At 34.5% G+C, this 12,226-nt stretch carries 10 protein-coding genes and 2 pseudogenes; 7 read left to right on the top strand and 5 right to left on the bottom strand.

What is annotated here, in order from left to right; all coding sequences use genetic code 11:
- Window positions 1-131 precede the first annotated feature (131 nt).
- Window positions 132-776 (bottom strand): porin family protein, encoded by a 645-nt coding sequence (locus J7E44_RS02220; RefSeq protein WP_214825142.1) that lies wholly within the window; start codon window positions 774-776, stop codon window positions 132-134.
- 482 nt (window positions 777-1,258) lie between these two features.
- Window positions 1,259-2,305, bottom strand: a complete 1,047-nt coding sequence (gene aroB / locus J7E44_RS02215; protein ID WP_214825139.1) for a 3-dehydroquinate synthase — start codon at window positions 2,303-2,305, stop codon at window positions 1,259-1,261.
- 431 nt (window positions 2,306-2,736) lie between these two features.
- Here aroB and J7E44_RS02210 point away from each other — a divergent pair, with 431 nt between their 5' ends.
- A complete protein-coding gene (locus tag J7E44_RS02210) occupies window positions 2,737-3,657 on the top strand; it encodes a pseudouridine synthase (RefSeq protein WP_214826193.1) in 921 nt (306 codons plus the stop codon).
- Between the two features lie 231 nt (window positions 3,658-3,888).
- Here J7E44_RS02210 and J7E44_RS02205 read toward each other — a convergent pair whose 3' ends face one another.
- Entirely contained in the window at window positions 3,889-5,448 is a 1,560-nt protein-coding gene (locus J7E44_RS02205; RefSeq protein WP_214825137.1) for an amidase, read from the bottom strand.
- 132 nt (window positions 5,449-5,580) lie between these two features.
- Complete coding sequence (pncA, locus tag J7E44_RS02200) at window positions 5,581-6,186, bottom strand: bifunctional nicotinamidase/pyrazinamidase (protein ID WP_214825133.1); 606 nt, start codon at window positions 6,184-6,186, stop codon at window positions 5,581-5,583.
- A 255-nt stretch (window positions 6,187-6,441) separates the two neighbouring features.
- Here pncA and J7E44_RS02195 point away from each other — a divergent pair.
- From J7E44_RS02195 to J7E44_RS02175, 5 genes and pseudogenes are all read left to right on the top strand, one after another.
- A pseudogene (locus tag J7E44_RS02195) lies at window positions 6,442-7,584 on the top strand (DEAD/DEAH box helicase).
- 255 nt (window positions 7,585-7,839) lie between these two features.
- Window positions 7,840-8,376 carry a YfiT family bacillithiol transferase gene (locus J7E44_RS02190; RefSeq protein WP_214825130.1) on the top strand — a complete coding sequence of 179 codons (537 nt, stop codon included), beginning with the start codon at window positions 7,840-7,842 and terminating at the stop codon, window positions 8,374-8,376.
- Window positions 8,370-8,831 carry a DUF1569 domain-containing protein gene (locus J7E44_RS02185; protein ID WP_251040454.1) on the top strand — a complete coding sequence of 154 codons (462 nt, stop codon included), beginning with the start codon at window positions 8,370-8,372 and terminating at the stop codon, window positions 8,829-8,831. The genes J7E44_RS02190 and J7E44_RS02185 overlap by 7 nt, the downstream gene beginning before the upstream one ends.
- Entirely contained in the window at window positions 8,828-9,208 is a 381-nt protein-coding gene (ytxJ, locus tag J7E44_RS02180) for a bacillithiol system redox-active protein YtxJ (protein WP_214825126.1), read from the top strand. Before J7E44_RS02185 ends, ytxJ begins: the two co-directional genes overlap by 4 nt.
- A complete protein-coding gene (locus J7E44_RS02175; protein ID WP_214825124.1) occupies window positions 9,205-9,795 on the top strand; it encodes a Crp/Fnr family transcriptional regulator in 591 nt (196 codons plus the stop codon). The genes ytxJ and J7E44_RS02175 overlap by 4 nt, the downstream gene beginning before the upstream one ends.
- Here J7E44_RS02175 and J7E44_RS02170 read toward each other — a convergent pair.
- Window positions 9,792-11,215, bottom strand: a pseudogene (locus J7E44_RS02170) (aminotransferase-like domain-containing protein). The gene J7E44_RS02175 and the pseudogene J7E44_RS02170 overlap by 4 nt on opposite strands.
- Before the next feature lie 91 nt (window positions 11,216-11,306).
- Between J7E44_RS02170 and J7E44_RS02165 the strand changes: the two are divergent.
- Window positions 11,307-12,191 carry a DMT family transporter gene (locus J7E44_RS02165; protein WP_214825122.1) on the top strand — a complete coding sequence of 295 codons (885 nt, stop codon included), beginning with the start codon at window positions 11,307-11,309 and terminating at the stop codon, window positions 12,189-12,191.
- The last annotated feature ends 35 nt before the right edge of the window (window positions 12,192-12,226 follow it).

Raw genomic sequence — 12,226 nt, 5'->3', positions numbered from 1 at the left:
AAACTATCGGAGCAAGTACCTTACCAATGGAGTAGAACTATTGAAAATATATGAAAAATGGTTAGATTTAACCAGTAAATCTAACCATTTTATTGAAATCAAAATTTGTTATCTGAATGTGTTTCTTAAGCTTATTTGAATTTGTAAGCTAAACCTACCTGGAATACGTTGTTTCTAACAGCATCAGATCCACTAGGTCTGTTTTTAGCTACATCTGTTAATCCTGCTACATATCTTGCTGTAACACCAAAGTTTGGAGTAAAGTAATATCCTGCACCTAGACCAATACCAAAATTAAAGGTATTTAAATTATCTTTATAATTATCGGTCGTAGATGAGTTACCATTACTTTCATTTTTCACTTTATTTTTGGCACTAACCATTAATCCAAATTCAGGTCCTGCTTCTACATAAAGATTAGGAATAAAATTATACTGGAACATTACCGGTACAGTAATATAATCTAATTTTGTTGAAGCTGAATATTTAGTACCTAATACAGTATAATCAGTTTTATTACCATACTGAGAATAAAGAACCTCAGGTTGGATACTGAAAGAACTTGCAATTGGGATATTTGCAAATACACCAGCATTAAAACCTATTTTAGATTTTTGATCATCCAAACCATTATCTTTAGAAAGAGATGAAACGTTCATACCTCCCTTAACACCAAATGTAACTGGGCTTGAAGATGAAGTAGAAGTTGATGTTGTTTGCTGAGCAAATGCGAATGAACTTGCAGTTACTGCTAATCCTAAAATTAACTTTTTCATAACTTTAATTTTTTAATATTTTACTTTCTTAATTTTAAATTTTACTACTGTCAATTTTTCGTTGACGGGGAGTATCTTTCAAATTGGATGCCAAAGAATGAAATATGACAAAAATCAGGTAGGCTAAAACAAAGGAAACGATCATGATCCAAACTCAAGTCATTGATTATCAGATGATAATTTACATTAAACAAATGTTTGTTTAACACAACTTAAAAATCACTTAAATTTAACTATACCTTAATTTTGGTAAAAAAAATACTAGTAATCGCGAAAATCACTTGCTATTTTAATAAATCCTTTTAGACTTTACTTATTGTATGAAAGGTTAATGCTGATCTATGTGATATATGATAAATAGGGTTCAATGTCCGGTAGAAGTCCATGTATTGGTGTTATCTTTTCACTATGCTCAAATAAATTCTATAAAAAAATCCCGATTTTTTACAATCAGGATTCTACTTTATATTCTCAAAAAGCTTTTAGGCATCATTTAGTTTTCTATAAAAATGCAGAGACTCTTCTATATTTTCCTGGCTGCATTCATGATCATAAACACATGACCCTATTCCTGAAAGCAGGGAGAAATTAATTTTCTTTTCGGTATTCTTTTTATCATTCAGTAATAATGCAGAAAGATCTTCATCTTTAAAGTCACTGATATCTAAATAAGGATAGTATCTTCTAACGTTATCAATGATCATTTCTGAGTCTACTTTTGAGATCAAGCCTTCGAGATGAGAAAGATGTGCTTCGCAAATCATTCCTGCAGCAACAGCTTCACCATGCAGAATAGGATTTCCCTGTTCCAGGCAAGAACTTTCGATGGCGTGACCAATAGTATGGCCGAAGTTCAGTGTTTTTCTAACATTCTTTTCATGAAAGTCCTGCTCAACAACGTCCTGTTTAATAGCCATGGAGGTCTGAATATGAGGAAGTAATGCTTCTACATCAAGTTTTTGAATTTTTATCAGATTATCCCAATGCAGTTTATCAGCAATTAAACCATGTTTCAGCATTTCAGCAAAACCACTTCTTAACTCCTTAAAAGGAAGGGTTTCCAAAAATGGTGGGTATACAAAAATCTGCTCAGGGAATGTAAATGTTCCCACCATATTTTTATAATGCATCAGGTCAATTCCTGTTTTTCCGCCTATAGAAGCGTCACACATTGATAAAAGGGTAGTAGGGATATTAATAAACTGAACGCCTCTTTTATAAGTAGAAGCAACAAAACCACCCATATCAGTAATAACACCACCACCAAGATTAATAACCAATGCTTTTCTGTCGGCCTGCATTTCCGTTAAAATCTCCCAAAGCTGATTGGCAGTCTGAATATTTTTCATTTCTTCGCCTGCCTCTATTTCCAAAATTTCGAAACCTAAATCCGTTTCCATATTGCCTAAAAGAACAGGAAGGCAGTATTCATGCGTGTTTTCATCAACTAATATAAAGATTTTACTGAAAGATTTTCCATGTAAAAAAGCATTTAATTGAGAAAACTGATCATTTAATAGTGTTATCATTTCCGGAATAATATATAATTAATTGTAAAACAATATCGCAAAGTTATGATTCTTAATTTTTAACTCATAACTAAATTACTATCTTTGCAAAAATATTTAGAATGAGCAGAGACAATAATAATTCAGGAAAACCTAAAAGACCCAGAGTTTCAACTAGAAATTCAGGCAGTTCTCGTGCTCCTAAATCTGGAAATTCTTCAGAATCAAAACCTTTCAAAAAACCATTTTCGAAAAGCGGTGACAAAAGTTTTGGACAAAAAGATAGAAATGAAAGTGGCAATTCAAAATTTGAGAAAAAGCCTTTCAGTAGAAGTGATAGAGACACAGATGGCAGCTCTAGACCTTTTAAAAAACCTGATTCTAGGAGAGGTGAAACAAATTTTGAAAGCCGAGATGAAGATCGTAACCCAAAATCTGAGAGACCACCTTATATTACTAATCAAAGCGAAAGCAGAGAAAGAAAGACTTACGGGAAACCAGCTCCAAAAAGAGGCGGAAAAAGTTTCGACAGTAGAGATAAATATGAGCGAGGCAGCTTAAAGTATGGCAGAAGAGCTTCTGCAGGAAATGAAAGAGATGAAGACAAAGCAAGATCTTTTGTACAGAAAAGAAGATTAAGCAAAATCGAAAAAGATATTCATAAGGATACGATCCGTCTTAATAAATACATCGCAAACTCAGGAATATGCAGCAGGAGAGAGGCTGATGAGCTGATCACACAAGGGTTGGTAGAAGTAAACGGAAAAGTAGTTACTGAGATGGGCTACCAGGTTCAGAAAAGTGACAAAGTGATCTTTGACGGGCAAAACATCACTCCTGAAAAACCGGTTTATGTACTTTTAAATAAGCCTAAAGGATATATTTCTACAACGAAAGATGACAAAGCAAGAAAAACTGTAATGGATCTTGTTGCTAATGCTTCTCCTTACCGTGTTTTTCCTGTAGGAAGATTGGACCGTTCTACAACGGGGGTTATTCTTCTTACTAATGACGGACACATGACAAAGAAGCTAACTCACCCATCTTTTGATGCTAAAAAAATCTATCATGTAACATTGGATAAAAAATTGTCCAATGAAGACATGAAGCTAATTGTTGAAGGTATTCGTCTTGATGAAGGTGTAGCAGTGGTAGATCAAATTTCATATATAGAAGGGAAACCTAAAAATGAGGTTGGGATTGAAATCCATATTGGATGGAACCGTGTTATCAGAAGAATATTCCAAAGATTAGGATACGAAGTTGAAGCCTTAGACAGAGTGATGTTTGCAGGATTGACAAAGAAAAATATCAAAAGAGGACACTGGAGAATTCTTTCAGAATTAGAGGTGAACAACTTAAAAATGCTTTAAGAGTTATCTGTTTTGAGTGATGAATTAAGACTTTTAATCGCGATCCAAAACAACATAGCATTTAAAAATACAGGCGTGGTCAAATATGACCACGCTTTTTTTTGTACTGTATTTTGACTTCTGTTTTGTTTTTCTAGTTCTGTTATAAACATAAATTGTCATCAATAGAGTGTGATAAAGAAGCCCATTTCAATTAATGATAATAGTTTTTTGTAACCGGAGTTTTTATTTTTATTTTAAAAACTGAGGTACTTTTCGCTGTGGATTACTCTGTTCAAAAGTATAAGCCATAGTAATCAATTTTCCTTCCTGCCATTTTTCGGCAAAAAATGAAATACCAACGGGTAGTTCATCAACATATCCCATAGGTAAAGTAATGCTTGGATATCCAGCAATAGCAGCAGCATCTGCACTTCCATACGAATAATGATCCCCATTTTTTAAATCTGTTTTCCAGGCTTCTGTGGTGGTTGGGGCAATGATGGCATCTAATGTGTATTTTTTCATTGCGAAATCAATTCCATTATCCTGACTTCCTTCTTTAGCTACTTTTACAGCATTTGCATAATTTTTGTCTTTTGTTCCATCTCCTTTTGCTGAAAGTATCAGAAACTCTTGTCCAAAATATTGTAATTCTTCTTTATTATTTTTATTGAAAGCAATCAGTTCATCTATATTTTTTATTGGAGCATTCTTTCCTAAAGATTGAAAGTAATCATTAAGTCCATCTTTATATTCTGCAACCATCAGTTCAAAAGATTTCTGCTGTACTTCCTCAGAAATAAGCTCTTTTTCTATCTCTACAATAATAGCGCCCTGATCTTTTAAGTTTTGTAAGGTTTTTAAAAATAATTCATCTACTTTTTTGCTGGCACCATTGGTAATCCCTTTTATATAACCGAATCTTTTACCCTTAAGTCCATTTAAGGTTAGAAATTTCGTGTAATCTTTATGTAAAAACTGACTGGACCCCACTGTCTTAATATCGTTTTTATCTTCACCGACTATTGTTCCGAGACTAATTGCAATATCTTTTACTGTTCTGGCCATTGGCCCGGGTGTATCTTGGGTGCTTGAAATTGGAATGATCCCTTTTCTTGAAATTAAGCCTACTGTAGGTTTCAGTCCTACCACTCCGTTGAGGCTGGAAGGGCAGACAATAGATCCATTGGTTTCTGTTCCAATGGCAATAATACCAAGATTGGCTGAAATGGCTGCTCCGGAACCGGCACTAGATCCGCAGGTATTTCTATCCAGGATATAAGGGTTTTTGGTTAATCCACCAAGACCACTCCAGCCACTCGTAGATTTCATACCCCGAAAATTAGCCCATTCACTGAGATTTGTTTTTCCAATGATCACGGCACCTGCTTCCCGTAATTTTTTTGCCAGATAACTATCCTGTAAAGGGAACGAATTCTTTAAAGCTAAAGAACCAGCTGTATTTGGCATTTTATCGTGTGTATCAATATTATCCTTTAATAAGACAGGAATTCCGAATAAAGGTTTGTCCTTTAATTTTGGATCAAGATGATCAAGAGAGTCCGCAATTTTAAGGGCATCGGGATTTATAGTAATTATAGAATTTAACTGAACTCCATTTTTGTCGATGTCATTAATTCGTTTTAAATATGCCTCAACCACTTCTTTTACAGAAGTTTTATTGCTTTTATATAAGCTTTGAATCTTTTGGATATCATATTCCAAATATTTAAATTCATTGGCAGGCGAGTTTTGGGCTTTTGCTAAAAATGCACTAAAAAATACTGCTGACAAAATAACTTTTTTCATTGAAGAGATTTTTCCAAATGTAGATAATTATCTTATAATGATGTGTTTAATGATTTATAAATTTCAAGGTTATTTAAGCAAAAAGCGCAGTAAATATTTACTGCGCTTTTTTATATTTTTTGAAATTTAAAATTATCCTAAAATGGTAACTCCTTTTTGGATCATCTCATAAATTGCATCCCTTCCATTATCCGGTTTTACATTCACTGCACGGGTTCCGTTAAAATGCAGACAAGTTACGTATCCATTAGCTACAGCATCTGTACAAGTAAATTTTACGCAATAGTCCATTGCCAAACCTACAATTTCTAGGAGCTGTATGTCGTGGTATTTTAAGAAGTCATCAAGACCGGTTTTCATAAAGTGATTGTTATCCTGAAAACCACTGTAGGCATCAATTTCAGTATTTTTACCTTTCTGAATAATATGGGTTACTTTATCTCTGTTCAGATCTTTATGAAATTCGGCTCCAAAAGTTCCCTGAACACAGTGATCAGGCCACATAAACTGAGGGACTCCTCCTAAAATAATACTTTCGCCAACCTTTTTTCCATTATTACTTGCAAAGCTTTTATGGTCTGCAGGATGCCAATCCTGGGTTAAAACAATCTGATCGTATTCATTTTCTTCCATAAGAAGATTAATATAGGGAATAATTTCATTGGCTCCCGGAACAGCTAAGGCTCCACCTTCACAAAAATCATTCTGTACATCTACTATTATTAACGCTTTTTTCATATTTAGATTTCTCGAATTTTTGATAAATTTACAAAAACTAATACTCAAAAATTTGTCCAAAAATAAATTATCGGACAAAACGACAACAATAAAATTTAAAATGAATAAAATGAGCAATCAGGAATAAAAGAAATTTCCAAAATGTAAATTTTAATAGCCTGAATGTACCTGTACAATTAATAATCATTGGCATAATTTAGTTTCACGTGTAAACCAAATATCAATAGCTTATCTTTGCAGCAAAATAAGTATTCTATGTCATTTGAGTCTTTGGGATTATCACACCACATTATTCGTTCTATCAAAAAGTTGGGCTATCTGAAGCCTTTTCCAATTCAGGAGCAGGCTATTCCTGTTATTCTGCAAGGAAAGGATTTGATGGGAATTGCACAAACCGGTTCCGGAAAGACGGCTAGCTTTGTGATGCCTATTTTAGAAAAATTACAAAACTTAGAGGTTAAAAAAGATCGTAATGTTCAGGTTTTAATATTGGTTCCTACCCGTGAGTTAGCGATTCAAATAGATGAAGTTTTCAGAACTTTTACAGAGAATCTGAAGCGTGAGATCCGTACAATGGCTGTTTATGGTGGTGTTTCTATCAATCCACAGATGAAGGGAATGTTTGGGGTAGAAGTTCTTATTGCAACACCTGGCCGTTTGTTAGATTTAATAGATCATAAGGCGTTGAGTATTTCAGAAATTAAACATTTAGTAATTGATGAGGCGGATAAAATGTTTCAATTAGGGTTTGGAGAAGAAATGAATAAGCTTTTCGCTCTGATGCCCGTAATGAAACAAACGACTATGTTTTCGGCGACCTTAGATGATAAGGTTTCTGAAATGAAAGAGCGTTTATCGATTAATCCTACGATTATTGAAATTAAAAAAGAAGAAGTTGAAATTGATAATATTGAGCAATTGGCTTATCATGTCTCTCCTGAAAATAAAGGCCCTTTTTTACGTTATTTAATTAAAGAAAAGAAGGTTGAAAAGGCGTTAATTTTTGTTTCTTCTACAAAATCTGCAGACAATTTAGTTGAAAAGCTTAAAAAAAATAAAATTAAAGCAGTAGCTATTCACGGACAGAAGTCACAGGGTGCCCGTAGAAATAATTTAGAAGAGTTTAAAGTAAACTGAGCTCAAATTTTGGTCGCTACGGATTTACTTGGCCGTGGTATTCACATCGAGTCTTTACCTTGCGTTATTAATTATGAACTGCCACGTTCACCCTTAGATTATATCCACCGTATCGGTAGAACGGGTCGTGCCAACGAAAAAGGGACTTCCATTACCATTCTGACGGATGATGAATTGCAGCACTTTCGAGTGATTCAAAAGAAAATGGGTAAAAAAGTGACTTTACAAAGAACAGAAGGTATTGATCTGCATGGTTATTAGTGGATGAATTTAAATAATAAGAGCTTCAATTTTAATAGAATTGAAGTTTTTTTATCTTAAATTTTGAAACATAAATAGATTAAAGATTCAATTTTCTGTAAAACAATATAGATCCTAAGGTTATTTTTCTTATTCTTTTACTACTTATTGCTTTGTTGCTTTTCTTGTAGTAATTTTAGGTCAAGTTTCAGAAGGATAGAAAATTGTCTATTGCCTCCTTAAAAGATAAGAACATATTAACCAAGATAATTAAAAATGAGTAATTTAGAACAAAAGAGATATCCGATAGGTCAGTTTGAAAAACCTGATCATATTTGTGATATTGAATTGGATAAGTACATGAAAGTGATCAAAAACTTTCCGGATAAATTAAGGGAGCTTATTGAAGATCTTACAGACGATCAATTAGATACCCCTTACAGAGAAGGAGGTTGGACAGTAAGACAACTTGTTAATCATTTGGCTGACAGTCATATCAATAGTTATATTCGTTTTAAATTGGCTTTAACGGAAGATAATCCAACCATAAAACCATATGAAGAAGCAAAATGGGCTGAACTCCAGGATAGCATCAACATCCCTGTAAAGCCTGCTATGAGAATGATCAAAGGAACACATCAAAGATGGCATGTTTTGCTTAAAACGTTAACTAATAAACAGTTTGAAAGAACTTTTCATCATCCGGAAAATAATCAGGATTATGATCTGAGATACTATCTTGCTTTCTACGCCTGGCATTGTAATCATCATTTTGCTCATATTGAAAATCTGAAGAAAGAAAAAGGTTGGTAAAAAAGAGTCTTCACAATCGTATTTATTTTGATGAAATCATCAACAGAATCTCTATGTTGACCGAGAGTTATGAGCATAAGTGGGGCAAAATGAACGTTTCACAGATGTTAAAACATTGTGATCTGGTTCTTCAGATTTCATTAAGAAAGATCAACCTTCCTCCTGTTAACCTTCTTTTTGGGACAATAGGAATTCTTACAAAAGTAGAGATGCAGATTTTTAACAATGGAATTCCCCGAAATATGCCGACTTTTCAAAAACTAATCGTTAATTTTGAATGTGACTTTAATGAAAGCAGAGAAGGGCTTTTAAAAACAATGAATGAATATTGGGAAAACTATACTCACCATAATCTACCAGAAAAGCATGAGCTTTTTGGAAAAATGACCGAAAGCGACTGGGGCTTTTTGGAGTATAAGCACCTCAATCATCATCTTAAACAATTTAATATATGAGTTTTTTTGATAAAATATTTGGTGGAAAAGAAGAGAAACCTGAAGAGAAATCTTTCTGGAAAAAAATACAATCTGAGGAAGATTTAGCAAAAGCTATTGAAAACTCGTATCACGATAAAATTGCAATATTCAAACATTCTACCAGTTGTTTCATCAGTAAAACAGTATTGAGAAATTTTGAATCAGAAATTAAAAACCTTGGTACTGACGTTGATCTTTATTTTTTAGATCTCCTTGCTTACAGGTCTATTTCCAATAAAATTGCGGAAGATCTTGATGTAACCCATCAAAGCCCACAGTTGATCGTAATAGAAAACGGAAAGGCAGTCAACAACGCTTCACACCAAGATATATCCATAACCCAAATTACACGATGAAGAATATTAATAACTATTTAGCTAAAGTTTTAAATGTTCCCACAGAGCAGGTAAACAGCTGTAGCTTACATTACGAGGTAAAAAAGATACCCAAAAACCAATTTCTTTTACAATACGGTGAAATCTGCCGCTATGTTTTTTTCGTGGAGAAAGGGCTTTTGAAGATGTATTCCATCGATAAAAACGGAAAAGAGCATATTATACAATTCGCTCCTGAGAGCTGGCTCATTTCTGACAGAACGAGTATTTACTTCAACGAACAGTCTGTGTACTATATAGAAGCCGTTGAAGATTCTGAAGTCTTGTTTTTACACCCGGATTTCTTTAATAAACTGGTTTCTCAATTTCCGGATAGTGCTGAAAGAAGAGATATTTTAATACAAAAACATGTAAGAAGCCTTCAGGACAGGATCAATTCTTTGTTGGGGGAAACTGCCGAAGAAAGATACTTAAAATTCATCAAAATGTATCCAGACTTACTGTTAAGGGTTCCACAATGGATGATTGCTTCCTATTTGGGAATTACTCCTGAAAGTTTAAGCCGGGTAAGAAAAGAACTAGCGAGAAAAAATTTCGTTGTAGATTAAGACTGTCTGTCGATCATTTTGGCAAGTCTTCCGACCTCAATTAATTTTTGCTGTGTGTCCTCTGACCATGGGAGACCAATACACAATCTCATACAATTTTCAAACTGATCCTGGAGACTAAACATCCTGCCGGGCGCAATACTGATATTTTGTTTAATGGCCAGATCATATAGTTTTCTGGTCTGTATTTTTTTATCAAATTCTACCCAAAGGAGAGTCCACCCTGTGGCCTGCTGGTTTTTGTACCTTCCGGAAAATACTGAATAATGGTTTGTACATAATTCTGGTAATTAGTCTGAAGAGTTCGGCGAAGTTCCTGTAGATGCTTTTCATATTTCCCGGTTTTTAGGAAATTGGCTACCGCTTCATTTACAATAGCAATGGAAGAGGTAGAATGGAGTAGTTTAAGCTTCAGTATTTTATCCTTATACTTTCCGGGAGCAATCCAACCTACACGATAACCTGGTGCCAGGGTTTTTGATACCGAACTGCAGTATAAAACATTTCCTTCTTTATCAAACGATTTACAGCATTTCGGACGGTGTGATCCAAAATAAATATCACCATAAACATCATCTTCGATGAGTGGAATATTATTTTCAGAAAGGAGTTTTACAACTTCTTTTTTATTTTCATCAGACATACAGCTTCCCAAAGGAGTATTAAAATTAGGAATTAACAGGCAGATATCGATTTTGGGAATTGCTTTTTTTAAGGCCTCAATTTCTATCCCATGAGCAGGGTGAGTAGGTAATTCTAATACTTTAAGACCAAAACCTGTGGCCAACTGTAATATTCCGGGATAACAAGGACTTTCTATTGCTATTGTATCTCCGGGTTTTCCCAAAGCCATCAGGCAAAAAGATAAGGCATTCATCCCACCATTTGTTGTTACCAGATCATTTTCGTGAAAATTTCCACCCCATGCTAATGATCTTTGAGCAATCATTCTTCTTAATTTTAAATTGCCCTGAAGTTCCTCATATTCGGCTCCTCCTGATTTCAGCTCTCTGGTGGCCTGAATAATTTCTTTTTTAAGTTTAGCTTGAGGAAGTAGGGCTCCTGAAGGAATAGCTATTGAGAAAAGGGTGAGATTATTTTTACCCATATTTTCATAGACTTTACTGATCAGTTCGTCGGGTTCGTTATTGTTAGCGATCAATGAGGGACGACTTACTTCGGGAAGGGGTAGTTTGATGGAAAGCAACTGACTGACGAAATAGCCTGACTGTGGTTTAGATTCAACCAGTGATTGTGATTCCAGTTCGAGAAATACACGCTTTGCTGTATTCATACTTATTTGATGCTCAAGGCATAGCTTTCTTACTGAAGGTAATTTATCTCCAGGTTTTAAAACCCCATTCCTGATCTGTGAAGCCAATCCATTGGTAATCTCTGTGTACAAAAATTCTTTATTCATATTTTCAAACTGTGCTCATGCAAATATACAAAACTGAGACTGTGTTTATTTATTTATCCTCTATAATTTTGACCTATTCAAAAAATATAAAATGATTACAAATAAAATTTCAAAAGATCAGGCAGTCAATGGATGGGTTAATGGCTTCATCGGAGTATTGTTATTTAGTGGATCTTTACCTGCGACAAAATTAGCTGTTATGGATATGAGTCCTATTTTTGTAACAATCGCACGAGCAGCAATCGCTGGGATACTTGCCTTGGCTGTTATTCTAATTTATAAGGAAAAGAGACCTGCAAAAGAACAGATATTACCTTTGATTTTAGTTTCCATAGGCTGTGTTATCGGCTTTCCGTTACTCTCTTCTTTAGCACTTCAGTATATAACTTCTGCGCATTCTATTGTATTTTTGGGAATGCTTCCATTAGCAACAGCTGTATTTGGAGTATTCAGGGGTGGGGAGCGTCCTCATCCTGTATTTTGGTTTTTCTCTATTGTAGGAAGCCTGTTGGTTATAGGATTTGCTGTTTCACAAGGAATTTCCGCCTCTCCGATAGGCGATATATTGATGTTGGCAGCTGTAATTTTATGTGGATTAGGTTATGCTGAAGGAGCGAAATTATCCAGAACATTGGGTGGATGGCAAGTGATCTCGTGGGCTTTGATCCTCGCTTTACCCTTAATGATTCCATTGTTTTTTATATATTTTCCTAAAGATATTCAAGTTGTGAGCAATCAAGCATGGTTTGGTCTGGCTTATATCTCCTTATTCAGTATGTTCATTGGTTTTATTTTCTGGTACAAAGGGCTAGCACAAGGAGGAATAAGTACAGTAGGTCAATTACAACTATTGCAGCCATTTTTTGGATTGGCTTTAGCGGCATATTTTCTTCATGAACCCGTAAGCATAGGCATGCTTGGAGTAACGATTGGCGTAATTCTGTGTGTTGCAGGAACAAAAAAGTTCGCTAAATAATCTATTTTATAAAAAATAAAGACCGCAGGTGAGGC

The sequence above is a fragment of the Chryseobacterium sp. ISL-6 genome (assembly GCF_018613715.1).
Classification (GTDB): Bacteria; Bacteroidota; Bacteroidia; order Flavobacteriales; family Weeksellaceae; genus Chryseobacterium; species Chryseobacterium paludis.
The sequence above is the reverse complement of the archived record's forward strand: the minus strand, read 5'-3'. Positions and strand labels throughout refer to the sequence as shown.